The organism is Schaedlerella arabinosiphila (assembly GCF_003885045.1).
Taxonomy (GTDB): Bacteria; Bacillota; Clostridia; order Lachnospirales; family Lachnospiraceae; genus Schaedlerella; species Schaedlerella arabinosiphila.
The window spans coordinates 3462924-3487622 of the sequence record NZ_RHJS01000002.1 but is presented as its reverse complement, the minus strand read 5'-3'; the positions used below and the strand labels follow the sequence as shown (position 1 = coordinate 3487622).

General features: G+C 48.8%; 21 protein-coding genes. 19 read left to right on the top strand and 2 right to left on the bottom strand.

Annotation, left to right across the window (positions count from 1 at the left end; genetic code table 11):
• Nucleotides 1-44 precede the first annotated feature (44 nt).
• The 17 genes from sppA to EBB54_RS16620 all read left to right on the top strand — a co-directional run bounded on the left by sppA (nucleotide 45) and on the right by EBB54_RS16620 (nucleotide 19776).
• Nucleotides 45-1022 (top strand): signal peptide peptidase SppA, encoded by a 978-nt coding sequence (sppA, locus tag EBB54_RS16700; RefSeq protein ID WP_125128276.1) that lies wholly within the window; start codon nucleotides 45-47, stop codon nucleotides 1020-1022.
• The gene (locus EBB54_RS16695; protein ID WP_125128275.1) at nucleotides 1003-1713 is read left to right on the top strand and encodes an RDD family protein; all 711 of its coding nucleotides are present in this window, start codon (nucleotides 1003-1005) and stop codon (nucleotides 1711-1713) included. Before sppA ends, EBB54_RS16695 begins: the two co-directional genes overlap by 20 nt.
• Nucleotides 1710-2735 carry a tRNA preQ1(34) S-adenosylmethionine ribosyltransferase-isomerase QueA gene (queA, locus tag EBB54_RS16690; protein ID WP_125128274.1) on the top strand — a complete coding sequence of 342 codons (1026 nt, stop codon included), beginning with the start codon at nucleotides 1710-1712 and terminating at the stop codon, nucleotides 2733-2735. Before EBB54_RS16695 ends, queA begins: the two co-directional genes overlap by 4 nt.
• Before the next feature lie 134 nt (nucleotides 2736-2869).
• Nucleotides 2870-3004, top strand: coding sequence for a type II toxin-antitoxin system RelE family toxin (locus tag EBB54_RS32510; RefSeq protein WP_408640802.1), 135 nt, complete (start codon nucleotides 2870-2872; stop codon nucleotides 3002-3004).
• 11 nt (nucleotides 3005-3015) lie between these two features.
• Nucleotides 3016-3204: a hypothetical protein gene (locus EBB54_RS16680; RefSeq protein ID WP_125128273.1), complete on the top strand. Its 189-nt coding sequence runs from the start codon at nucleotides 3016-3018 to the stop codon at nucleotides 3202-3204.
• 119 nt (nucleotides 3205-3323) lie between these two features.
• Nucleotides 3324-3668: a hypothetical protein gene (locus EBB54_RS16675; protein WP_125128272.1), complete on the top strand. Its 345-nt coding sequence runs from the start codon at nucleotides 3324-3326 to the stop codon at nucleotides 3666-3668.
• A 99-nt stretch (nucleotides 3669-3767) separates the two neighbouring features.
• Nucleotides 3768-4172, top strand: a complete 405-nt coding sequence (locus EBB54_RS16670; protein WP_125128271.1) for a nuclear transport factor 2 family protein — start codon at nucleotides 3768-3770, stop codon at nucleotides 4170-4172.
• Between the two features lie 77 nt (nucleotides 4173-4249).
• The gene (locus tag EBB54_RS16665; protein ID WP_125128270.1) at nucleotides 4250-4882 is read left to right on the top strand and encodes a hypothetical protein; all 633 of its coding nucleotides are present in this window, start codon (nucleotides 4250-4252) and stop codon (nucleotides 4880-4882) included.
• A complete protein-coding gene (locus EBB54_RS16660; protein ID WP_125128269.1) occupies nucleotides 4843-5787 on the top strand; it encodes an RluA family pseudouridine synthase in 945 nt (314 codons plus the stop codon). The genes EBB54_RS16665 and EBB54_RS16660 overlap by 40 nt, the downstream gene beginning before the upstream one ends.
• A gap of 108 nt (nucleotides 5788-5895) precedes the next feature.
• Complete coding sequence (locus tag EBB54_RS16655) at nucleotides 5896-6396, top strand: superoxide dismutase family protein (protein WP_125128268.1); 501 nt, start codon at nucleotides 5896-5898, stop codon at nucleotides 6394-6396.
• Between the two features lie 788 nt (nucleotides 6397-7184).
• On the top strand, nucleotides 7185-10934 hold the full coding sequence (locus EBB54_RS16650; RefSeq protein ID WP_243127702.1) for a hypothetical protein: 3750 nt from the start codon (nucleotides 7185-7187) through the stop codon (nucleotides 10932-10934).
• Between the two features lie 277 nt (nucleotides 10935-11211).
• The gene (locus EBB54_RS16645) at nucleotides 11212-11913 is read left to right on the top strand and encodes an ABC transporter ATP-binding protein (RefSeq protein ID WP_125128266.1); all 702 of its coding nucleotides are present in this window, start codon (nucleotides 11212-11214) and stop codon (nucleotides 11911-11913) included.
• Nucleotides 11910-14702 (top strand): ABC transporter permease, encoded by a 2793-nt coding sequence (locus tag EBB54_RS16640; RefSeq protein ID WP_125128265.1) that lies wholly within the window; start codon nucleotides 11910-11912, stop codon nucleotides 14700-14702. The genes EBB54_RS16645 and EBB54_RS16640 overlap by 4 nt, the downstream gene beginning before the upstream one ends.
• A 12-nt stretch (nucleotides 14703-14714) precedes the next feature.
• A complete protein-coding gene (locus tag EBB54_RS16635; RefSeq protein WP_004077716.1) occupies nucleotides 14715-15392 on the top strand; it encodes a response regulator transcription factor in 678 nt (225 codons plus the stop codon).
• Nucleotides 15393-15530: 138 nt separating this feature from the next.
• Nucleotides 15531-16514 (top strand): sensor histidine kinase, encoded by a 984-nt coding sequence (locus EBB54_RS16630; RefSeq protein ID WP_125128264.1) that lies wholly within the window; start codon nucleotides 15531-15533, stop codon nucleotides 16512-16514.
• Nucleotides 16515-16898: 384 nt separating this feature from the next.
• Nucleotides 16899-18260 (top strand): ATP-binding protein, encoded by a 1362-nt coding sequence (locus EBB54_RS16625; RefSeq protein WP_125128263.1) that lies wholly within the window; start codon nucleotides 16899-16901, stop codon nucleotides 18258-18260.
• A 118-nt stretch (nucleotides 18261-18378) separates the two neighbouring features.
• Entirely contained in the window at nucleotides 18379-19776 is a 1398-nt protein-coding gene (locus EBB54_RS16620) for an AAA family ATPase (protein ID WP_125128262.1), read from the top strand.
• Nucleotides 19777-20026: 250 nt separating this feature from the next.
• On the opposite strand, the gene EBB54_RS16615 is transcribed toward EBB54_RS16620, so the two are convergent.
• Nucleotides 20027-21160 (bottom strand): aldo/keto reductase, encoded by a 1134-nt coding sequence (locus EBB54_RS16615; RefSeq protein ID WP_125128261.1) that lies wholly within the window; start codon nucleotides 21158-21160, stop codon nucleotides 20027-20029.
• Between the two features lie 267 nt (nucleotides 21161-21427).
• Here EBB54_RS16615 and EBB54_RS16610 point away from each other — a divergent pair, with 267 nt between their 5' ends.
• Nucleotides 21428-22135: a response regulator transcription factor gene (locus tag EBB54_RS16610; protein WP_004077705.1), complete on the top strand. Its 708-nt coding sequence runs from the start codon at nucleotides 21428-21430 to the stop codon at nucleotides 22133-22135.
• A complete protein-coding gene (locus tag EBB54_RS16605) occupies nucleotides 22128-23471 on the top strand; it encodes a sensor histidine kinase (protein ID WP_243127701.1) in 1344 nt (447 codons plus the stop codon). The genes EBB54_RS16610 and EBB54_RS16605 overlap by 8 nt, the downstream gene beginning before the upstream one ends.
• 192 nt (nucleotides 23472-23663) lie before the next feature.
• Here the strand turns inward: EBB54_RS16605 and arcC are convergent, their stop codons facing one another.
• A complete protein-coding gene (gene arcC / locus EBB54_RS16600; RefSeq protein WP_004077701.1) occupies nucleotides 23664-24611 on the bottom strand; it encodes a carbamate kinase in 948 nt (315 codons plus the stop codon).
• Nucleotides 24612-24699 lie beyond the last annotated feature (88 nt).

Sequence of the window (24699 nt, the reverse complement as noted above, 5' to 3'; positions counted from 1 at the left end):
GAGCAGGCTTTGCCGGTCTCATCCATAACAACAAGGAGGCAGAGATGAAGAAAAAACAGATAGGCGGCCTGATCGTCGCGGCGGTATTGTTTATCGCGGTGGGAGTGACCAGCGTATTCACCAATACGGTGTCCCAGAATCTGCTGCAGGCGAGTATGGTTGAAATGCTGACTTCGGACTATGGTTATGACACCCCCAATTACGACTATATTGCGGTGGTGGAAGTGGTGGGTACGATCCAGGAGCAGACTGCGACCAGCATCTTTGAGATCGCGGAAGGGTATCAGCATACCGATACCATGAATTATATTGACAATCTAATGTATGATCCGAACAATAAGGGTATCCTTCTGTACGTGGATTCGCCGGGCGGTACGGTATATGAATCGGAGGAGCTGTACGATAAGCTGAGAGAGTATAAGGAAATGTCCGGCAATCCGATATGGACCTATATGTCCCACTACGCGGCTTCCGGCGGCTACATGATCTCCATGGCATCGGATCAGATCTATGCGAATACGAATACCACAACGGGCTCCATCGGAGTCATCATGTCAGGAATGGACATGACGGGCCTGTATGAAAAGCTGGGCATCCGCTATGTCAGCATTGCCAGCGGAGATTTTAAGGACAGTTCGAAGCTGACAGATGAACAGATCGCGGTATTCCAGAGTCAGGTTGACGAATACTACGGAAAATTTGTGGGAATCGTTGCAGATGGCCGGAATATGCCGGACGAGAAAGTGCGCGCTCTGGCCGACGGGCGGACATACACGGCGGCGCAGGCCCTGGAAAACGGGCTCATTGACGAGATCGGCTCCTATGAGTATATGCAGAACGAGATGAGTGATGAACTGGGCGTATGGGATTATTATCAGCCGGTCAGCGAGGAAAATATTTTCGCATCGTTTTTTTCGGAACTCCGGGAGCTCGTTCCGAAGTCGGAAGCCCAGATACTAAAGGAAACCGCATCATCTATGGAAAGCGGGGTGCCGATGTATTATGCAGAACAATTACGATAGCTGCAGAGCGGATGCAGGCGTGACATATGCAGGCTTCTGGGTGCGTTTGGCGGCGTATCTGATCGACAGCGCAATCGCTTTTTTGCTGCTGCTGGTGGTCAGGCTGGTTATGTCAGGGGTGCTCTCGGCACTGTATGGAACGGTGCTGGGAGGAAATATCCTGTTCCACTATACGCTGAAGGACATCGTGCTGTATCTGGGACAGGCGCTGTATTTTATCCTGTGTACCAGGTATACGGGGACGACGCCGGGCAAGCGCGTCATGAACCTGCGGGTGATCTCCGTAGAGGAAAGCGGGGAGCTGGATCTGCTGACGGTGGTATACCGGGAGACGGTGGGAAGATTCTTAAGCAGTATTTTTGTCTGTATCGGGTATCTGATCATCGGAGTGGACAGGGAAAAACGGGGCTTCCATGATATGCTCTGCGATACCCGGGTGGTATACGGAAAGAGAGTGAAGGTATATCCTGTGTATCCCTTTGCACAGGCGCGCCCGGTGGAGACGCCGCCTGTATATCCGGCGGAACCTCAAAGCGGACCGTACCATATGGTAGAGCCTGCCGAACAGAATGTGCATCCCGCAGAGGCAGTGCCGCAGATCCTGCCAAACGAAAGGCAGCAAGAGGCATTCGGCGCAGGAGAGGCCGGAAGGCAGGCGGAAGAAGAAAAAGGGGATTCTGACGAATTATGAAAAAACAGGATTTTTATTATGAACTGCCGGAGGAACTGATCGCTCAGGACCCTCTGGCGGATCGTTCCAGCTCCAGGCTGCTTGTGCTTGACAGGCAGTCCGGGGCTGTTTCCCATCATGTGTTCAGGGAGATTTTGGACTATCTGCAGGAGGGCGACTGCCTGGTGATCAATGATACCAAGGTGATTCCGGCAAGGCTGATCGGCTCCAAGGTGGGAACAGAAGCGAAGGTTGAGGTTTTACTGCTGAAGCGAAAAGAAAATAACATATGGGAGACCCTTGTCAAGCCCGGGAAAAAGGCCAGGCCCGGAGCGAAGATCAGCTTCGGGGACGGGCTGCTTGTGGGGGAGGTTCTGGAGGTTGTGGAAGAGGGCAACCGTCTGGTGCAGTTTTCCTATGAGGGGATTTTTGAGGAAATCTTAGACCGTCTGGGACAGGTGCCCCTGCCCCCTTATATCACCCACCAGCTCCAGGAGCGGGAGCGGTACAATACGGTTTATGCCGTTCATGAGGGCTCCGCTGCCGCGCCCACGGCAGGGCTTCATTTTACGCCGGAGCTGCTGCAGGAGATTGAGAAAAAAGGGGTGGATATCGCAAGGGTCACACTTCACGTTGGGCTTGGAACCTTCCGGCCGGTGAAGGCGGAGGAGATCACGGATCATCATATGCATTCCGAATTTTATCAGATCCAGGAGGAAGCAGCGGAGAAGATCAACCGTGCAAAGTCCGGAAACGGGCGGGTCATCTGTGTTGGGACGACGAGCTGCCGGACGGTGGAATCCGCTGCGGATGAGAACGGCCGGATTCAGGCAGGAAGCGGCTGGACGGAGATCTTTATCTATCCGGGGTATCGCTTTAAAGTACTGGACGGACTGATCACCAACTTCCATCTGCCGGAATCCACGCTGATCATGCTGGTTTCCGCGCTGGCGGGGCGGGAGCAGGTGATGAAGGCTTATGAGGAGGCTGTGGAGGAACGGTACAGGTTCTTTTCGTTTGGGGATGCGATGTTGATCTGTTAAAACAGTTTTCATATATTTGTAAACAGATGCAAATTCGGAAAAAAGGCTTAGGAATTGGATTCCTGGGCCTTTTGTGAATAAAATATTAATTGGGAAAATACTGCTTGACGTGAGGCACATTCGCACGCTAAAGTATAGTTACCGAAAGAGGCTGCTCAAATTTATATCGGCTCCGGATTGGTGATTACCGGGTGATCTACCAGATGGAGTATGATACAATTATTATTGATGCCGTACTGCTCAGAGGCGAAGCGTATAAAGGATTGTAGGAGGTGGATACATGAGCAGAGATACGTTGCGTAGTCTGGTTGAGATTGTAGACGAAAAAAAAATTGATACGGTTTGCCGGATTCTCTTAAAATTTGTTCAGGAGGATGCGGCTACGCCGGATGAAGTGGAAGCAATCAAGGAAGCCAGACAGGAAATCGAAAGAGGACAGTTATTTTCTCACGAAGATGTGTGGGCGTAGAGCTATATAAAAGAACAGGAGAAAAAATGAGAGCAGCCGGAATAATCATATATATTGCAGGACAGCATTGAGATGCAATGCTCACGATATGAGTAAAAATTTGGAGCGGAGGGATTCCTTTGTTTAAGAAAAAAGACACAAAGACTGTAAAACAGGGTGCAAAGGCGCAGGCAGGGAAGCCGGCGGCCAAAAGCGGAAAGGTACAGACGAGCAAGACTGCCGCAAAAAGCAAGAAAGCACAGTCAGGAAAGGCTGTATCCAAGGCCGGAAAGGCGCAGGCAGGAAAAACGGCGGATCAAAGCGGAAAGCCGCAGGATAGAAGCGACGTGATACTTGCCAAATTAATGGCAATAGAAAAAGAGGCCAGATTGGAGCAGGCAAGAGACCGGGTTGACCAGTTGGAAGATGAGAATATTGCTGCGAATCTTGAGCAATTACTGAAGCTTCTGAGGTCAGGAGATTAAAGAAAAACGGCAGGGGACTTTCCTGCTTTTCTGAAACAGGATGATTGATGAAAGCTGCTTTTACCAGCAGCTTTTTATGACCCTAAGGAGGTAGGACCCATGGACATACAAGGTTTCTGGGACGCGGTACTAAAGCAAGACGCAGATCGGATGAGAGCGTATTTTGGCAGGGATGCATACATTAACTGGCACTGTACGGATGAACAGTTTACGGTGGAGGAATACATAAGGGCAAACTGCGAGTATCCGGGAGAATGGGACGGGGAGATTGAACGTGTAGAAACCATGGGGGATGTATCTGTGGCGGTCGTACATGTATATACCTGCGACAGGAGCCTGTCCTTTCATGCAGTATCATTTATGAAGACAGAAAACGGTAAAATTCTTTCGCTGGACGAATACTGGGGAGATGACGGGGCAGCTCCTCAGTGGCGGCTGGATCAAAAAATTGGCTGTAAAATACCGCCGGCAGCAAAAAAGCGCCCGTTCGCTTCATTGAAGTAATCGGTTCAGGCCGGATAACCGATAAATTTAAGGAGAGGAAGTTTTTTTCACGGAACAGCGAAAAGGAGGAAGTGGCTATGAGGATTTATGCAGGTCAGACAACCAGTTTTTTCCCGGCGGCGGCAATCAATCAGAGTGTGAACCGAAACCGCATGGATCATGGGCAGCAGGCATTGCCGGCGATGCGGACGGATACGGCATTGATTTCGCCCCAGGGGAAGGCATCCAGCCTTCTGGCAAATCTGATGAACCAGAAGGAAATGCTGCGCAGCAACAAAGAATCACTGCTTACCAGGATGCTGGACGATGAGGATGGAAGCAGTATGGCCGGGCTTCAGGAACAGTTGGAAGAGTACGAGAAGCAGCTGGAGGAGATTGATGAACAGATTGCTTCGGAGATGGCAAAGCAGAACGAGAGCGCCAAGGAACAGGGCAGTTCAGGCCAAAAGCCGCAGAAGACGGAGGAGACGGGCACGCCGGCTTCTGATGGCGGGACAATCGCCAAATTGACGAAGTTATCTGCGGATCTGGAGAAAACTCAGACAGCGGATCAGGCACGTGTGAGACGTGAGGGTGAAAAAAGAGTCTGCGAAGCGGAAATAGAACTTGGCTCTGAAGCCGCAAAACGGAAACTGGATCAGATCAATGAGACTGAGCAGATGACGGAAAAATGGATGCCGTTTTGGAAGAACGGAGCGGCAGGACAGTGAACCGCACATTCCTTTATTTGATCAGCGAAGCAGACCAGGGACTTCGGATCGAGCAGTATCTGCGCCGCCGGGGGTATTCCAGGCAGAACCTGACGGAACTGAAAAAGATGCCGGACAGCATCCAGGTCAACGGGCTGAACTGCATTCTGAAGAAAACATTGTCCACGGGAGATGAGCTGGCGGTGCGAATCCGGGAAACCGACAGCTCCGAAAAGATTCCGGCGGTCAACATTCCCCTCCGCATCATCTATGAGGATGAGGATATCCTGGTGGTTGACAAGCCTGCCGGACTGCCGATGCACCCATCCATGAAAAATTACCACTATTCCCTTGCCAATGGGCTGGTATGGTATTACCAACAGCAGAAGGAAGCGTTTATCTTTCGATGTGCAAACCGTCTGGACCGGGACACTTCGGGGCTGACTGTGGTCGCGAAGCACATGCTCAGTGCAAACATTCTGTCCGGGATGGGATACCGGCATGAGATTGAAAGGGAATACCTGGCCATCGTCCGGGGAAATGTATTTCCGCCTTCCGGCACGATTGACGCTCCTTTGTCCCGCAGGGAGGGGTCAATCATTGAGCGGAAGGTGGATTTTGAACATGGGGAGCGCGCATTGACGCATTACCGGGTGGTGGAAGAGAAGAACGGGCACAGCCTGGTCTCACTCCGTCTTGAAACAGGACGTACCCATCAGATTCGGATTCATCTGAAATATCTCGGGTTTCCGCTGGTCGGTGATTATCTGTATAATCCGGATATGGAGTATATCAGCCGGCAGGCATTGCATTCCTGCCGGCTGCGGTTCGTGCATCCGATTACGAAGGAGAGGATGGAGTTTAGAGCGCCTTTGCCGGAAGACATGCAGATTCCGTTTCAATGGGATTACGGATACGGAATTTAATTGCAGGATTTCATGCACATAATTTTACCCTCTGCATAAGTTATAGACAGGGAGAATGTATTCGGCGTTTTCAAGCAGGATACAGCAGGAACCAGGAGGGTGAAAGATATGATTGAAAAATTGAACGGGGCGCCGGAGGCGTATGCGGATATCAGAGGAACGGAGGAATATCCGGAGATCCACGGGAGAATTACCTTTTATGATGTATTCGGCGGTACGATTCTGATGGCGGAGATCTACGGACTGCCGGACGAGGACAACGAAACGGCAGGGCATTTTTTCGGATTTCACATTCACGAGGGCGGCGCCTGCACAGGCGATGACGCGGATCTTCTGAAAAATACCGGGGGGCACTATAATCCGGAAGGAAAGGCCCATCCCGAGCATGCCGGAGATCTGCCTCCCCTGTTATCCACCCGAGGGGCGGCGTGGATGGCTGTGTATACAGGACGCATACATCCCGAGGAAGTGATTGGGAAAACGGTGGTCATCCATCTGCAGCCGGATGATTTCCATTCCCAGCCGTCCGGAGACAGCGGCATAAAGATTGCCTGCGGGGTGATCCGGGAATGGCGGGTTCGTCCGGAGATGGAGGAGGACGACGAATAGGGCGGCTGCGGACAGCAGTAAATAGTCATTGGAAATCATAGACTAAGCGTCCGCGGATTGTCATGCATCCAGCCCATTGAAAAGATGACCGGTTGCGAGCTGTCATGCATCCAGCCTATTGAAAAGCCGTCTGGCGACGGTCTTAAGCGTCCGCGAGCTTATTTGGGGCGGACCGGAACGGAGAGTCGGGGGGCTGGATGCCAGCCCCGTCGCTGAATACCATCGTATCAAGAAAAGCTGCCAGCGGCAGGTTTTTGGTATTGGCCGGATGCCGTGCGGCAAATGCACGACACCGTGTAAACAGTAATAAAACAGTTACAAAAAATTAACAAAATAGACATAATTGTATTGTAGAAATTCAATAGATGTGGTAAAATCTCTCTGTGGCGATAGATTTATGAGTACAGGTGATAAATTCCTGAAAAGGGATTTATTGCCTTTTTTTGTGTGCAGGAAAATAAAGGTACGTTTTCTGTTCCTTTTTATCCTGCACACACCGGTATTGGAACCGACAATGTCTGTCCTGGAAATGGGGCCCTCAAGCCAGGTGGAAGAACCCTTTCCGCTATGGCGGATTTTCACGTTCCAATGCGATCAATATTCTTATTAAACAGAAAGGGGGAATGAATGAGGATCTGTCGCTGCAGGCAGGAGGAATGATTCCTGCTCAATTTTATATAACATACTTTACAAAGGAGGTCTCATGGATGAAAAGATCCGGAAGAAAATTATTAGGAATTTTGCTGTCAGCGTCCATAATCGCAACGGCGGTATTTCCAATGCAGGGTATGGCAGTAGAGAAAATTGACCATGTAGTGGAGCAAGAAGCGCAGACAGAAGAAAACGCGACACAGGAGGAAACGACGGAAACTACGGTTCCGAACGATATAACGCAGGCGGAAGAAACCATTGAGCCAACAGTTGAACCGCCGGCAAAAGAAACCGATGATTCTACGATTATACCGCCGCCGGAAACGGACGATTCCGCGACCGAGCCGCCGATGACGGAGACAGATGATTCCGCAATCGAGCCGCCGGCAAAGGAGACGGATGATTCCGCAATCGAGCCGCCGGCAAAGGAAATGGATGATTTCGAGATCGAGCCGCCGACGAAGGAAACAGACGAGCCTTCGACCACGCCAGCGACGAAAGAAACGGATGAACCCTCGATTATGCCGTTTTCTTATGATATTAACATGCCGGTTATTGAAAGCTTCGAATTTGAGGAGAATGGACGGGAACTGACAAAAAAAGATACACTTCATTTTAAATTGTCAGCCTATGATGCAGACCGCGTTATCAAAAATATCAGGGTTGTGATTCGGAGAAAAAATAGTAGCTTCACAAATAGTGTTACATTCCATCAATCTGAGGGAGCTGAAAATCTCTATGAAGGAACATATAACTGTAGCCATCTGAAAGGCTATGAAGGCAATTATTATGTTGACAAGATTCAACTGGAAGATGAGACAAACAATTATGTAGATTGGCCTGTTATGGAGGATGGGAAATATCGCTATACATTTAAGTTCAAAGATACCGGAACATTCACTCTTTCTGACTATAAACTGGAGAAAAACTCTTCTAATACGGATGGAATGCTGCGTGAAGGGGACACAGTGACACTCACGGCACAAGTAAAATGTGAAGATATCGAAATGGGAAGTGCACAGTTTCGTATTAAAACTGTGAATAGTCCTTCGTATTCAGAATACATATATATGGAATATAATGCAGAAACGAAGACCCTGACAGGGACTTATACAGTCCAAGAAACTACTTACCCGTCAGAATGGACAATTGATCGTATTTATATATATTCAGAAAGACAGGATTTCTTTTTTGATCCGGGACAGGATGAATCAGGTAAAAACTTAAAATTTACAGTTGTCAACGATAAGTATGACAGGGAGAAACCTGTAATTAAAAGCATCACTATAGACAAAAACGGACAAACGGTAAAAGCCGGGGAAAAAGTTTCCGTCAAAGTAAAGGTAGAGGAAAAGAATCCTTCAAGTTCAATGAACATAAAATTCACCCCCCAGGCTTCGGGAGTTTCATATTTAAATTGTTACCTGTATTTGAATAGCAATACCATGGAATATACAGGAACAATAAATATTACACAAAATTCTTACCCGACGAAATGGGAGCTTACCTATTTGAGTTTATCCGATGAGAACAGAAATATCACAACCTTGTCAGATTTCAAACCAGACTGGAATACAACCAGACCATGGTATTATACCGTAGATCCAGAAGGATATCTGGATGACACAAAACCGCCTGTGATTGAAAGCATTGCCATTGATAAAAATGGACAAATGCTCCATCCAGGCGATACAGTCACCTTAACTGTGAAAGTAGATGAGGAACACCCGTCCAGCCGGGCAAATGCATATTTCTACCCACAGGTATCCAATGTTTCCAGCAACGAAAGCATGAGCCTGCATTACAATGCGGATACCAAGGAATATATCGGTTCAATTTCTATTACAAATAACACATATCCATGCGAATGGATGCTTACGTCTTTGAGTGTATCTGATCTTAAAGGAAATAGCACTTCTCTGGATAAGTTCAAACCAGACTGGCGCGAGACCTGCCCCTGGTATTACAGAGTAGAAACTGACGAAACCTACAGAGAAGACGTAAAGGATGCCACTTTTTCCATTCAGGGATACGTACGTGGGGAGACCGGCGCTTACAGCTACGGCCCGATTGTGGAGAATAAGACAATCAAAGTGGGGAGAAGGGATTCCATCAAAGGGCTGAAACTATGTCCGCCGCTGCCGGCAGAAGGGATAAATGTGAAATACCGGGAGGAAAACACCGGTATGGAGATTGGCGAAGACACAGAGCTGTTTTTTGGAAATACGTCCAATCCTTCTTATGATTTCCGTGCAGTTTATGACAAAATCTGTGTGAATGCGGTACTCACTTATGTAAGCAAGGACAAGGGTATGACGATGGCAATCGTACCGCAGTTTGTCGATCAAGATGCGACTTACGGGGAAATGCTGGCCTCCTTTGTACCTCCGGAAGATGCGGACAAGGATCTTCTTTCCGGATATGAACTGGACGGCGGGGATGAAAACACGCAGGTAGAAGATATGGGATATGTCGGCATAAAAGCCAGATATGAGAACTGCCTGGTTGCATGGAATATCAAGTATCTTGACGAAAATGGGAACGAAGCATCTAAGATCGTTTCCAAAACATATGAAAAGGGTACGACCATTCGTGATGCCCTGGCCGATTTGGAAGTACCGGCCGTACCGGAAGGAATCGAGTTCGAAAAATGGGCGCTTCCGGGGATTGACGGCAGCGAACTGATTTTCCATGAGATGACAAACTTAGACGTGACAGCCGTATACAAAGGAAAGACAACGGCAGAGGTATCTTATACCTACCGGGGAGAAGAAGGAAAACTCGTCTCCGGCAGCAGGCTTATAGCTCTGGATGGAGAAAACCTTACATACAATGCCGCCTTAACAGAAGTGAAAAAGGCCTTGAACGATTTGAACCATCTCAAAGATCTTGTATTGTCGGATTGGGTCGGTATCGCGGCCGGTACAGACATTGCAAGATATAAGAAAATGAATATACAGGCGAAGTACGCGAACTGTGTCGTGATTTTGAAATATCCGAAAGATGTCTTTGAATATGTGGTTGTGGAAAAAGACTCTGATTTTACGCTGCCTGTTGAAAACGAAACGTATATGGATATCCTCTGGGAAGGCTTTGAACAGGGACAAACTGTGAAGATTACCGGAGACAAGGAATTTATCGTGGCAGACGCGAAACATAAGGACGGGGCCACAGAGGAGCCTTCAGGCGAAAAGCTTTCGGAGGAAGAAATCCAAAAAATCGTGTCCGATATTGAACAGAACGGAAGCGGGGAAACGGTACATGTGGAGATGGGAAAAGCGACTGTAGTGCCGAAAGAAATTCTGGAAGCCATTAAAGGGAAGGAAGTCAACATTGTCCTTGACATGGGGGCTTATAGCTGGTCGATCAGCGGAGACGAAGTGGCTGCAGCCGACCTGAAAGATATTGATCTGGAAGTCATTGTTGATACAGACGGTATTCCTCCGGCCATTGTGGATTCCCTTGCGGGAGGAAATCCGGCTACCCAGATTACCCTGACCCACAATGGAGAATTTGGATTCAGGGCAGACCTTACCGTGAATCTTGGCGCAGAGCACAGCGGCAGCACCGGAAAATTATATTATTATGACAGTTCCGGAAAGATGATCTACATGGATGCCGGAGAGATCGGGGAGGACGGCAATATCAGTTTGTCTTTCTCGCATGCATCCGAGTATGTGGTAGTTTTTGAAAAAGCGCCATTGGATCAGGACGATGAAACAGATTCCGGAAACAAAGGGGAAGGTACTCTCGCTCCCGACCGTGATGAGAAAAAAGATACGGTCTCTAACGGAGGGGATGAGAAAAAAGGCAGTGACACTTCCGGCAGTGATGAGAAAAAAGAGATTGATTTCAGTAAGAGGAAGAGTCCGAAAACAGGAGAATAAACGGTTTTACAGATAGCGAAGCGCCCTCTGTCCAGTCAGTATACGGCTGGGCAGAGGGCATTTGATTCCCGCGAAGCAACGAGCCAGGCAGCCAGGCTTGCATGGATCTTTGACTTATTGCGATTTTGAGTTAAATGACAATTTTGTCACCGAAAAATTCACCGTGGTGTCATATGCTGAAGGTATAATAAACATATCATAAGGAACAGAAAAAACAGATCAGACCCGGCAGTAGGTACTCTGCCGTGCAAATGATACCTGAAAGGAGACATTTTAAATGGAAATACTCAGATGTGAAAATATTTCAAAAATCTATGGTTCCGGCGACACCTGTGTGAAAGCGCTGGATCAGATTTCTTTCTCTGTGGAAGCAGGGGAATTTGTGTCAATCGTGGGGCCTTCCGGGAGCGGAAAGTCTACATTGCTGCATATCCTGGGCGGGGTGGATAAGCCCACGGAGGGAAAAGTATTTATCGGGAAAACAGACATTCACGGACTGAGCGAGGATAAGCTGGCGATTTTTCGGAGGAGGCAGGTGGGACTGATCTACCAGTTCTATAATCTGCTGCCGGTTCTGAATGTGGATGAGAATATTGTGCTGCCCCACCTCCTGGACGGACGGAAGCTGGATCAGGAACGGCTGGACTTGATCGTGGAGGGCATGGGGCTTTCAGACCGGAGGAGAAACCTGCCGGGGCAGCTTTCCGGGGGACAGCAGCAGCGGGTCTCGATCGGAAGGGCGCTGTATAACCGGCCGGCCATCGTGCTGGCGGATGAGCCCACCGGAAATCTGGATCGGAAAAACGGGGCGGAGATCATCCGGCTTTTGAAAGAATCCAACCAAAACCAGAAGCAGACCCTGCTTTTGATTACCCATGATGAAAGCATTGCGCTGCAGGCAGACCGGATGATCAGCATTGAGGACGGCCGTATCACCCGGGATGAACGGATACGGATGTCGGGAGGTGACAGGCGGTGAAAAAGAATATTGTCTTTTATGTGACCAGACAGTATATGAAACAGAATAAAGGGCGGACGTTCACCACATTTGCAGGAATCGTATTTATGGTGCTGCTGATGACCTGCGTGTTTGTGGGAAGGGATACGGGCATTTACTACCTGCAGGATGTGGCGTCTTTAAAGAACGGAAAGTGGCATGTGAGCATGTACGGCATTACATCTGAGGAGTACGAAGAAGTGCGGGAAATGCCAAACGTAAAGGAAACTGCCCTGTCTGCCGCCTTCGGCAGTACCATGTTCGGAGCGTCGGCCAATCCGGAGCGGCCGTATCTCAACCTGAAGGCGTACTCCGCGCCCTGTTTTGACTGGATGAACATTAAGCTCAGCGAAGGGCGTCTTCCGGAGAACTCCCGGGAGATCATTGTAAGCAAAAGCGCGGCGGAGGACGGCTCGGACATTGCCGTAGGGGATCTGGTAGAAGCGGAGTTTTTTGAACGCTCGATCACCGGGATTAATTCTGAAATAAAAGAAACCGTATTCCCATTCCAGAACATTACAATAAAATATGGGGAGACAAAGGACGTGCCGGAAGAGTTTCCTTATTGGGGAGAAAACGAGGACTTCCGGGAAAACCGGACATATACGGGACAAAAGGGAACTTACCAGGTAGTAGGAATCATGGAGCCGCCTGCGTATGAGCAGATGGGGGCGGCGGGCTATACGGCCATCACACTGCTGGAGGACAGCCAGGCCGCAGCGCTGGAAACCTTCAACCTGTCCCTGATTCTGGATGTAGAGAACAATCCGGATCAGGATATACCTGCACTGCTGAGAGCTGCCGGGGCCGGCGGTTATGAGATTGACGTCAATGATTATGTGCTGGCATTTACCGCGAGTACCTCGGATACAACATTAAATCTGGTTGTAAAGTTTATGACGGTATTTTTTGTGGTTTTGATTATGGCGGCTTCAGTGATTTTGATATATAATGTATTTAACATGTCCTTTCAGGAACGGAGCAGATACCTGGGGATGCTTTGCTCCATCGGGGCCACCGGAAGGCAGAAGAGAAGCAGCATCTTTTATGAAGCGTTTTTCCTGCTGGTATTCGCCCTGCCCACCGGTGTCCTGCTGGGGATCGGCGTGATCCGGCTGGCCATGGCGGCGTTCCGCCCGTTCATAGGTTCCTTCCTGAGAATCAGCAGCCTGGTGACGATTGATCCGGCCGTGATCCGGATCTCCTGGGAAAATCTGGCGGCCGTGATCCTGGCCAGCACGGTGACCGTACTGATTTCGGCATGGCTTCCTGCAAGAAAGATCGGAAAGATCGGTCCGGTGGAATGCATCCGCGGAAATATTTGGAAAAAGAGCAGGCAGTATCAGATGCAGGCTTCATTTATCCATATGTTCGGCGCGGAGGGGATGCTGGCAAAAAATATGCTGCTCCGCCGGAACAAAAAAGTTCGTTCCGTAGGATCTGCGGCGGCGGTTTTTCTGGTGGTTCTGACTGTGACCATATTCGGATCTGATGCCGTCCACAGGATCATCCGCGTGAAAATGGGAGAGGAGGAAATGTCTCTCAATACGGAGCGGTATGATTATGTCCTTTATGCCGGTGAATCCAAATTAGAAGCGCTGAAAGAGGAAATTGAGAAGGATGCGGGCGTAGAATATACCGCAAAATGGAGAGACGGCATGTTCGCAGGCCAGGTACCTGTTGATGCCTATGGAGCGGAATACTGGGACGCGCTTCACGGTGTTTTTAACCTGTACTATCACAGAGAACTTTCGGAGGAAGAGTTCCGGGAGGAACATGGTTTTAGAGGAGGCGCCAGCATGCCGGTGAATATTCTTTCCGTAGATATGGATACCATGCGGGATATGGCCGGAAAAATCGGGGCAGATGCCGACAGGCTGCTGGATCCGGAGCAGACATCCGCTATTGTGCTGAGTACAGGAGCCGTGTCTACATCCAGCTTTATGATTGGTGGGATGTCTCCGGAGAAGTACCGTATGTTTCGTATTTCCAGGATGACGGACATGAAGGAAGGGGATACGGTGCCTGTCAGCCTGTATTCTTCGTACGAGGAGAAAGAGGTGGAGGTGCCTGTTGAGATCGCGGGATTTGCAGAGACAAACCAACTGCAGGATTATGTGGAGTTTAAGAATAACAATTATATGTGGCTGATTGTAAATGAGGCGGCCGGCAGCAGGATGGCAGACATCCTCAGAGTAGAAGGCGCGGCCAGCAGTATGATGGATGAGATGCTGCTCATCCGGATGAACGGAAAGCCTACGGATATAATCGACCGTCTGCAGCGGGCCAGTGAACAGGACGACGCCAGGTTCGGCATCCTGGAGACCGAGTATCAGTCCACCATGGCAAATGCGGTTTCCGGTATCGTGGATGTGATGCTGTTCAGCTTCATTGTGCTGACATCGGTGATCTGCCTGCTGAATCTGTTTAATTCGATCCGGGGCTGGCGGCTGGAGAGCCGGCAGGAGCTTGCGGTGCTGAGATCGGTGGGCATGGCGTCAGGGCAGATGAAAAAAATGCTGCTGTATGAATGTGCGGGGATTTTCCTGTGGGCGCTGCTGCTGGCAGGAGTATTTTCCGGAATGCTGATTGCCTGCGTCCGGTTTGGACTGGTGGTGATCTTCGGGAATCTGGAGCTTCCCACCCCCTGGCTCTGGATTGCGGGAGCTGCCCTGGTGGTAGGAGCGGTTTTGACAGGGCTTACACTGTATGGCTTTGGCAGGGAACGGCAGGAGGAGCTGTACGAGAATATGCGCAGGGAGGGGGTATGAGGAGGAGAAGGAATGAAGGTTCTGATTGTGGAAGATGATGAGATTATCAGGGAGGGATTGAAGTTTGCGCTGCTGCAGGAAAACTATGAGGTACTTTCCGCGGCGGGAGTATCGGAGGCCCTGGAGCAGATTCAAAACTGCCGGGACATTGGATTTTATCTGCTGGATATCATGCTGCCGGACGGGGATGGATACCAGGTCTGCCGGGAGATCCGGAGAAACAGCAGCGCTCCGATCCTCTTTCTGACGGCCTGTGAGGATGAGGTGCATACGGTGATGGCCCTGGAGCAGGGGGCCGACGACTATATCTGCAAGCCCTTCCGAATCCGGGAGCTGCTGGCCAGGATGAAGGCGATTTTAAGAAGGACCTCCGCACAGGGCGGAGGCCTGGAGCAGATCGTCCAGGTAGGCAAAAACCAGGTCAATCTGCAGACAGGCAGGGTCTACTCGGACAAGGAAGAGATCATTCTCACGGCCATGGAATACAAGCTTCTTCTGATCTTTCTCAACCACCGGGGCCAGACCCTTTCCCGGAGCCAGATTCTGGAAGGAATCTGGGATGAGGCAGGGGATTTTGTAAATGATAATACATTGAGCGTGTATATGAAACGGCTGCGGAAGAAGCTGGGTGATACGGCGGATGGGCAGATTATCCGGACCGTGCGGGGAATCGGGTATCGGATGGAGTGAGCCGGAAAATAGTGGATTTTAATTCCCGCGAAGCAGTGAGACAGGCAGCCATGCCTGTATGGATATTTGGTGACTGCCGCGAGGGTCAAAAACAGGATGCAGTTTTATCGATTTGACTGCAGGCACAGGAGACGGGTTATGGAGATGGTAATGCAGTGGATCATTCTGGGATTTTCAGCGTATATGGTTATTTTGTCAGGCGGTTCTCATACCGCCTTTTTGGGCTTGCTGTGCTGTGCGGCCTTGTGCTTCATTTCTGTCAGGACACGGTACAGGAGAGAAAAAAGGCTGGAGGAACTGATCCTGTATCTGATGAAGCTGCAGGACAACCCGGAGCTTCCGGAGATGACGAAGTACAGCGAAGGGCAGCTCGGTGTGCTGCAGAGTGAGCTCTATAAGCTGGTTGTCCAGAATCAGGAGAAATCCGCAGGGGCGCTCAAGGAAAAGGAGTACCTTGCGCAGATGCTTTCGGATATCTCCCATCAGATCAAGACGCCCCTGACATCCATTACGATCATGACGGATCTGCTGAAAAATCCGAACCTGGACGAGGAGAAGAGGGCGGAATTTATTGATAAGATTGATTCACAGGTGAACCGGATCACATGGCTGATCCGGAATCTGCTGACGCTGTCCCAGATGGATGCCAATATGCTGAAATTGAAGAAGCAGGATGTGCCGCTCCGGGAACTGCTCCTGAAATCCTGCCAGCCCTTTGAAATCCTGGCGGAGCTAAAGGAGGTGGAGCTGTCAGTGGAGGCGGATGGGGATATCCGGCTGATTTGCGACGAGCACTGGACGGCGGAGGCGGTTTCCAATATTGTGAAAAACTGTATTGAGCATACGCAGCCGGGCGGGAAGGTATGGGTCTTTGCAAACCAGAACAATCTTGCCACAAATATCGTAATCAGGGACAACGGCGAAGGGATCGCCAGGGAACACCTTCCGTATATTTTCGACCGGTTTTATAAGGCGGGAAATCAATCCGGCGACAGCGTGGGAATCGGACTTGCCATGTCCCGGCAGATGATCCTGCTGCAGAATGGAACGGTCAGCGTGAGCAGCGAGGAAGGGGTGGGGACAGAGTTTCATATTAAGATGTATTCAGAGGTGGTGATCTGATGTCTGGTGTATCGTTTTGCGGTGTTTTATCGTAATTAGGTCATGATTTTGCGGCATGTTGACTGTAACTGGCTCATGCTTTGCAATGTGTGAACGATAATCCTACATGCTTTACGTTCTATCAGCGAAAATTCCCGCATGTTTTTGTAGTGTATCAACGAAAACTCCCTCATGTTTTGTGAGATATCAAATACAATTCCCTCATAAAATGTTGTAATATGTCGAAAATTCCCTCATTTTTTTGTGTGATGTATATTGTAATTCCCCCATAAAATGTTATGATAGGAAGAAAGATGATTCCATTATAACAGGTACATCGAAAATAACTGCCATAGATCAGTGAAGAGGGCAGTTATGATGTACCGGGAAAATTGAGGTGAGAGGATGTATCTGCAGAGAAAAATAGATGTGTATTTGAAGGAATGGAAACAGGATGAACATAGAAGACCCCTGATTGTGAAGGGCGCCAGGCAGATTGGAAAGACGGAATCCATTCGGAAGTTTGCAGAAGAAAATTATAAGCACGTCGTAGAGATCAATTTTGTGGAAGAACCGAAATATAAAATGATCACCTCAGACGGCTATGGGGTACAAAATATTATCAAAAATATTTCACGGCTGGATCCGGATAAGCATTTTGACCCGGGAAGCACATTGCTGTTTTTTGACGAACTGCAGGATTTTCCGGAGATTACCACAGCGCTGAAATTTTTTTCCATGGACGGAAAATATGATGTGATATGCAGCGGTTCCCTTCTGGGGATCAATTACAGAAGAATTGAGAGCAACAGTGTGGGATATAAGCAGGACTTTGAAATGCATTCGCTGGATTTCGAAGAATTTTTGTGGGCCAGAGGATATGGGGATGATTTTGTGGAGGATATGCTGGATCATATGAAAAAGCTGAAAGCATTTTCAGAAGTCATGATGAAGATCTGTTCGGAACTGTTCATCGACTATTGTATCCTCGGCGGTATGCCTGCAGTGATTCGTGATTATATTGAAAAGGGGACTTTTGAGGGTTCGCTGCAGACACAGAGGCAGCTCCTTGCGGATTATGAGGAAGATATTCGGAAATATGCGGAAGGGATGGATCAAACCAGGATTCTCAATGTGTTCAGCCATATCCCGGTACAGTTGGCCAGAGACAATAAGAAGTTCCAGATTTCAAAGGTGGCATCCGGCGCGAGATTCAAGGATTATCGGGGCTGCATCGAATGGCTTAAGGACGCGGGGGTCGTGAATACCTGTTATTGCCTGCATTTTCCGGAACTGCCGCTGAAAGGGAATTATGATGATACAAAACTGAAGCTGTATTTTGCCGATAGCGGGCTGCTGGTGGCAATGCTGGATGAGGAAGCACAGGACGACCTTCGGGAAAATAAAAATCTAGGGGTGTATAAAGGCTCTTTGTATGAAAATGTGGCAGCAGAAGCGCTTTCCAAAAGCGGATACGGGCTGTACTATTTTAAGAAAGAAAATTCCACACTGGAGGAGGATTTTTTTATACGGACAAGTTCGGAATTGATCCCTCTGGAAGTAAAGGCGGTGAACGGAAGGGCAAAGTCCCTGCAGACGCTGATCGCCAGTGACAGGTATCCGGATATCAAATATGGAATCAAATTGGTAATGGGGAATATCGGATACAGCGGAAAAATATTTACGTTTCCGCACTTCTGCTGCTTTTTGCTGAAACGGTATCTGAAAAGTGTATCGCTGATGGAGATTGTGGAAAAAGAAGGGTAAGTTTCTGGCTCAAAAGTATACCAAAATAAAAAAAGAGTGCAAAGCGGATGAAAGTCAGGTATAATGAATGCAGTAAATTCCGAAAAATGCTGTACTGTTTCCGAAAAGGGGTGATGGTATGACCGATTTCAGGTGTATTTCAACAAAAGAAGCAGCTAAAATTTTGAAATTATCAACCAGAAGAGTAGTGGGGCTATGTAATAAACAGACATTTGAGGGCGCTCGAAAAGAGGGGCGTGACTGGAAGATTCCGGAAGAATCCGTGTTTGCTTACCGGGGTAATATAAACTCTGGAAAAGGAAAAGAGGGAATGCTTTCCTGTGCGGTCGGAAATACATCATACATGGATGTAGTAAAAAACAGTTACTATGTTGATAAAACACTTCTGATTCGTGATCTGATCGATGATCAGGTACCGGTAATCCTGTTTACAAGACCCAGAAGATTTGGTAAAACTCTGGCCATTGATATGCTCAAGAGCTTTTTTGAAAAGACTGAAGAAGATACCTCCGTTTATTTCAGAGATAAAAAGATTTGGTCCTGCGGCGAGAAGTATCAGAAGCTTCAGGGCACTTTCCCAGTGATTTCACTTACCTTTAAAGACGCAAAATTTGCGGATTGGGCAAGTACATTTGAAGCAATCAAAAATGTTATCCGCGATGAATACATGAGACATGATGAACTCTTTACAAGCACCTGTCTTAACCCTGTGGAAAAGGACTATCTGTTGAGAATGCAGTCTGATCGGCTGAATGCAGTTGAGTATACCAGAGCACTTCTGAATCTGGGACGCATGCTCGAAAAGCATCATCAGTCTAAAGCTGTTGTTCTGATCGATGAATATGATACGCCGATTCAACAGGGACATACCCTAAATTTCTATAATGAAGTGATAACTTTTATGAGAAATTTCATGTCAGGAGGGTTAAAGGATAATCCTTCTCTTGCATTTGGTGTTCTTACAGGTATTCTTCGCGTTTCAAAAGAGAGTCTGTTTAGTGGACTCAATAATCCGATTGTCAATTCGGTTTTGGATGAGAAATATAGTAAGTATTTTGGATTTACCGAGGGCGAAGTAAAAGAGATGGCAGCTTATTATGGACAACAGGATAAATTGGAAGAATTATGTGACTGGTACGATGGATATCGTTTTGGAAACACAGAAATCTTTAATCCATGGTCTGTAGCAAATTATTTTTATAATCATTGTCAGGCAAAACCCTACTGGACCAATACCAGTGACAATGAGATTATCCGGGAAATTATGGCTTCCCTCACCCCGGATATTGCTGAGAATCTGTTTTCTTTGATGCAGGGACAGACGGTACAGGCATCGTTAAATATGGACGTGATTTATCCAAGAATTACAGACGGAACGGATACGATTTTCAGCTTTCTCCTGATCGCAGGATATTTGAAGCCTGTGAGTAATGCAGTTGAAACGGAATTTGGAACCTTTATGGAACTGGCGCTGCCGAATAAGGAGATTCTTAGCATTATGATACAGATCTCTTAGACCGAGGGATTCATGATATTGTGAAGTATGGAATTGCCTTTGCCGGAAAGAAAGTAGAAATAGCAATGTGAAGGTATTTGTTTCACTTCAAATATAAATGCTGTTATTCAGATTATGAGGTTGTCGGAAAACGATACGGTTTGTCCAATATATTGCCTGCCTGGTTCAACAGAGCAATACATTGCAGGTAAACCGCATTTCCCGACAGCCTCATTTCTTTTAATAAGTGAAGACTTTGGCGTAACCCTCTTTACATATTCAGCTTCGCCGTAAAATCAGACATTGCTTCCGAAATCAGAATCTGCTGGGGACAGACGGCCTCACAGCTTCTGCAGCCTACGCATGCGCTGGGGAGCTTTTCCTTCTGGTAGGAGGAAAGGGCCATGGGTGCGATGAATCCGCCGTCTGTAAAGCAGTGCTCATTATACAGCGCAAGCAGGGACGGGATATCCAGCTCCTGGGGGCAGTGGCTCACACAATAGCGGCACGCCGTACAGGGGAGCGTCTTTTTGCCCAGCATCTCGTCTGCAATACCGAGCAGTGTGTCCATCTCTTCTTGATTTAAAGGCTTGTCTTCCTCGTATGTACGGATATTATCCTCCAACTGTTCAAAGTTGGACATGCCGGAGAGCGTCACCGTCACATCCTGGAAGGACTGCAGGAAACGGAACGACCATGCCGGGATGCCTTCCTCCGGGCGGAGGGCTTTTAACTTCGCGGCATGTTCCTCCGGGAGTGCTGCAAGCTTTCCTCCGCGGACCGGCTCCATCACCCAGACCGGGATGCGGTGCTCACGGAGCAGCTCCACTTTTCCTTTGGCATCCTGGAAAGTCCAGTCCAGATAATTCATCTGGATCTGGCAGAACTCCATATGCTTCCCATAAGCGTCCAGAAAACGCTTCATGACTTCAACGCTTCCGTGGGCGGAAAAACCTAGATGCCGGATTCGGCCGTTTTCCTTCTGCTTCATCAGATAATCGAAGATGCCGTACTTCTGATCCAGATAAGCGTCAATGTTCATCTCGCAGACATTGTGGAACAGGTAAAAATCAAAATAGGATACGCCGCATTTTTCAAGCTGCCGCTCAAAAATGGATTCCACCTTGTCCATGTTTGCCAGGTCGTATCCGGGAAACTTTGTGGCAAGATAGTAGCTCTCACGGGGATATTTGTTCAAAAGCTTTCCCATGACAAGCTCCGAATGTTCGCCGTGATATCCCCATGCGGTATCATAGTAGTTGATTCCCTTTTCCATGGCGCGGGCAACCATTTTTTCAGAAGCCGCCTCGTCAATCCTGGAATCATCTCCGTCAATCGTGGGCAGACGCATGGCGCCCATGCCAAGTGCAGATAATTTTAAATTCTGAAACTCCTTATAAATCATAATCCATCTCTCCTTTTCCAATTGTGCTTGCCGACCATATGTTGTCAGGATATCAATCTGGTTTTTATCATACACCTTAAAGTGGACTTTAAGTCAAGAAGGAAAAATAGAAATGGAATGAAACATCATTGCTGTGAATAGTTAAGATATTTTTAAGAATTATATTGAGTTTCTTTTAAGCGGGTTTTATTATAGTAGTCATGTAAACACAAAAGGGCCGCGGGAAAAGCAGCTTTGTATTATGGCCTCAGTTAGGAGGAGATCCCCATGGAAAATGAGACGATACTGATTGTAGATGATAATAAGGAGATCGTGTATTCCATCAGTGAACTGCTGAAATTTGAGGGCTATCAGGTGGAAAAGGCGTATGACGGAATGGAGGCGCTGGATGCCCTGGAGCAGAAGAAGATCGACCTGATTCTTCTGGACGTGATGATGCCCAGGCTCAACGGGCTGTCAGCATTGATGAAGCTTCGTGAGAAAAGCAGGATTCCGGTGATCATCCTGTCGGCCAGGACCGAAGAGAGCGACAAGGTGTCCGGGCTGACGCTGGGAGCGGACGACTATGTAGAAAAGCCCTACAACCCGGCGGAGCTGCTCGCCAGGGTCAAGGCGCATCTGCGGCGGTACCATGCATGGGGTGAGAAAAAGCCGGAACCGGCAGAGGACCAGATCATCAACGGCGGCCTGGTGCTGGATAAAAAGCAGCGGGTGGCGGTTGTGGAAGGGGAGGAGGTGCATCTGACCGCTACGGAGTACAAGATCCTGGAGCTTCTCATGGAGCATCCGGGGCAGGTATTTCCGGCAGAACAGATCTATGAACGGGTCTGGGGCGGAGTGGCGGATTATACGGTAGAGAATACGGTAATGGTGCATATCCGGCATATCCGCGAAAAGATCGAGATTGATACAAAGAAGCCGAGGTATGTAAAGGTGGTGTGGGGCATTGGCTACAAAATGGAAAAATATGTATGAGAAGTTTATTCGGTTTTTAGGAAGAGAAGGGAAAATAATCTCAGGGCTTACATCAGTGGCCGTCGGGCTTGCAGGACTTTGGATCATGTCAGCATATGGTGGATATCATTCTCCGCAGGCAACGTTTCTGATCGGAGCACAGGGAAATATGTGGCTGGGGGTGGGGGTGTCGATCCTTTTAAAACTGTATCTGGTTCATCAATATGGGGAGCCGGAGGACTGCGCCGGATATGAATATGAGAAATGGAAAACAGTCAGGGAAAAATCCATAAAACGTCTGTATTGGATCGGGGCAGCCGCAGGACTGTCTGCAACGGTGTATCTGCTGTTTTTTGAACTGGTTTATGCAGGCTGGTCCTATGAGTCAAAATTTTGGTATAACTACGGGGTGGCATACATGATCTTCATGACAGTCCCGACCCAATACCTGATCTGCCGGAACAGGCTCAGCCGGTTCTGGAACCGGAAGCTGGAGGGCATCATGGGGCAGATCGAAATGATGCAGCAGAAGCGGCTGGCAGAGGCGTTGGAGATAGAGAAGAAGAGCCTGGAGAAGGTCTCGCGCAGCGACCAGCTCAGGGTGGATCTGATCACCAACGTATCCCACGACCTGAAAACACCGCTGACCTCCATCGTGGGCTACATCGAACTGATTAAAAAGGAGGAGCTGAGCGGCATCGTCCGGGATTATGTGGACGTGATTTCCTCCAGGACGGAGAAGCTGGGAGAGATGATCAACAGCCTCTTCTCCCTGGCAAAGGCAAGCAGCGGCAATGTGGAGCTGCACAGGGAGCACTTTGAGGTGAACCGTCTGATTGAGCAGATTTTTGCGGACATGGACGACCGGATTAAAGAAAGCGGGCTGAAATTTGTGACGCTGCTTACGAAAGAGAACACAGAGATTTATACGGATAACACCTATTTTTACCGGATCTGCCAGAACCTGATTGAGAACGCGCTGAAATATTCCGCGGAAAAGACGAGGGTATTCGTGAAAACAGAGATCCGAAGGGATGAAGGCTCCAAGGCAGCCGCAGAGCAGTCCGTTTACCTGGCAGAGACACAGGATTCACCCTCTGAGCCTGTCCGGACAGAGCCGATAGAGGAACCAAGGCGAAGAATCCGTATCGAGATCACGAATACAGCCGGTTACTTTATGGATTTTACGAAGGAGGATATTGTAGAGCGGTTTGCACGCGGGGATCAGTCCAGAACCAGCGAGGGCAACGGCCTGGGGCTGGCGATCGTAAGTACCTACGCGAAAGCATTGGGCGGGGAATTTGATATCCGGATCGACTGCGACCAGTTTAAAGCGTGCCTGGAATTTTGCATATGAATATGAAGTGCAAGTAAAGCCTGCGTGGACAGCGTTTTTTGATACGCTGAGATAAAAAAGGGGCTGTTGGGAAATTCAGGTTTTCCCGACAGCCCCCTCCTGAGGAGTTTTTATGGAGTTAGTCATGTCAGTTTCAGCCGATCCCGATGCGCGGTGCGTACCCGGCGCAGTATGGGACGGCTCTGTATCATACTATGCGTGGAACATGGTTCCGGTCTTGCCCTGTACCGCGTCTCTGGATTTTTCCAGAAGTGTGATCAGGGCGGTGCGTCCCGGCTTGGAGGACGCGAAGTCCATCGCAGCCTGTACCTTCGGCAGCATGGAGCCAGGTGCGAAGTGGCCTTCTTTTACATACTGTTCTGCCTCTTCTACAGAGACGTCGCTGAGCCATTTTTCATCCGGCTTGCCGAAGTTGAGCGCGACCTTTTCTACGGCTGTCAGGATGATCAGATAATCCGCATCCAGTTCCTTTGCAATCAGGCAGCTTGCAAAGTCCTTGTCGATTACGGCGCTGGCGCCTTTTAAGTGGTTGCCCTGCCTGGTGACAGGGATTCCGCCGCCGCCTCCGGCGATGACCAGGTTGCCGGCCTCCACCATGGTACGGATCGTGCCGATCTCGATGATCTCTGCCGGCTTCGGGGAAGCTACTACACGGCGGTAGCCCCTTCCTGCGTCTTCTTTCATGATATAGTTGAATTTTTCTTCCATCATCTTCGCCTGCTCTGCATCCACAAACTTGCCGATGGGCTTGCTGGGATTCTGGAAAGCAGGGTCATTTTCATCCACACGGACCTGGGTGATCATGGTTGCAACCGGGATATCTGTGATATTGCGGTTCAAAAGCTCTTCGCGGAGCGCGTTCTGCAGGTCATAGCCGATATAAGCCTGGCTCATGGCAACGCATACGGAGAGGGGAGTGTTGGGCTGCTCCAGATCTTCATGGGTCAATGCGATCATGGCATTGTTGATCATGCCGACCTGGGGGCCGTTTCCGTGGGATACTACGACTTCACAGCCGTCTTCGATCAAATCTACGATTGCCTTAGCGGTAATCTTTACTGCTGCCATCTGCTCCGGCAGAGTATTTCCAAGAGCATTTCCGCCAAGCGCGATGACAACTCTTTTCTTTTTCGACATCATATTTGCCTTTCTATCTGTAAGGATTCTTGTATGTAACGATTTCCAATTCAGAACAGCAGACCTCAGACCCATCTGCTGCGCAGATTAT

Coding starts and splice junctions, on each gene's coding strand:
- sppA (WP_125128276.1), top strand. CDS start 45: ATGAAGAAAAAACAGATAGGCGGCCTGATCGTCGCGGCGGTATTGTTT.
- EBB54_RS16695 (WP_125128275.1), top strand. CDS start 1,003: ATGCAGAACAATTACGATAGCTGCAGAGCGGATGCAGGCGTGACATAT.
- queA (WP_125128274.1), top strand. CDS start 1,710: ATGAAAAAACAGGATTTTTATTATGAACTGCCGGAGGAACTGATCGCT.
- EBB54_RS16680 (WP_125128273.1), top strand. CDS start 3,016: ATGAGCAGAGATACGTTGCGTAGTCTGGTTGAGATTGTAGACGAAAAA.
- EBB54_RS16670 (WP_125128271.1), top strand. CDS start 3,768: ATGGACATACAAGGTTTCTGGGACGCGGTACTAAAGCAAGACGCAGAT.
- EBB54_RS16665 (WP_125128270.1), top strand. CDS start 4,250: ATGAGGATTTATGCAGGTCAGACAACCAGTTTTTTCCCGGCGGCGGCA.
- EBB54_RS16660 (WP_125128269.1), top strand. CDS start 4,843: ATGGATGCCGTTTTGGAAGAACGGAGCGGCAGGACAGTGAACCGCACA.
- EBB54_RS16655 (WP_125128268.1), top strand. CDS start 5,896: ATGATTGAAAAATTGAACGGGGCGCCGGAGGCGTATGCGGATATCAGA.
- EBB54_RS16650 (WP_243127702.1), top strand. CDS start 7,185: ATGGCAGTAGAGAAAATTGACCATGTAGTGGAGCAAGAAGCGCAGACA.
- EBB54_RS16645 (WP_125128266.1), top strand. CDS start 11,212: ATGGAAATACTCAGATGTGAAAATATTTCAAAAATCTATGGTTCCGGC.
- EBB54_RS16635 (WP_004077716.1), top strand. CDS start 14,715: ATGAAGGTTCTGATTGTGGAAGATGATGAGATTATCAGGGAGGGATTG.
- EBB54_RS16630 (WP_125128264.1), top strand. CDS start 15,531: ATGGAGATGGTAATGCAGTGGATCATTCTGGGATTTTCAGCGTATATG.
- EBB54_RS16625 (WP_125128263.1), top strand. CDS start 16,899: ATGTATCTGCAGAGAAAAATAGATGTGTATTTGAAGGAATGGAAACAG.
- EBB54_RS16620 (WP_125128262.1), top strand. CDS start 18,379: ATGACCGATTTCAGGTGTATTTCAACAAAAGAAGCAGCTAAAATTTTG.
- EBB54_RS16615 (WP_125128261.1), bottom strand. CDS start 21,160: ATGATTTATAAGGAGTTTCAGAATTTAAAATTATCTGCACTTGGCATG.
- EBB54_RS16610 (WP_004077705.1), top strand. CDS start 21,428: ATGGAAAATGAGACGATACTGATTGTAGATGATAATAAGGAGATCGTG.
- EBB54_RS16605 (WP_243127701.1), top strand. CDS start 22,128: ATGTATGAGAAGTTTATTCGGTTTTTAGGAAGAGAAGGGAAAATAATC.
- arcC (WP_004077701.1), bottom strand. CDS start 24,611: ATGATGTCGAAAAAGAAAAGAGTTGTCATCGCGCTTGGCGGAAATGCT.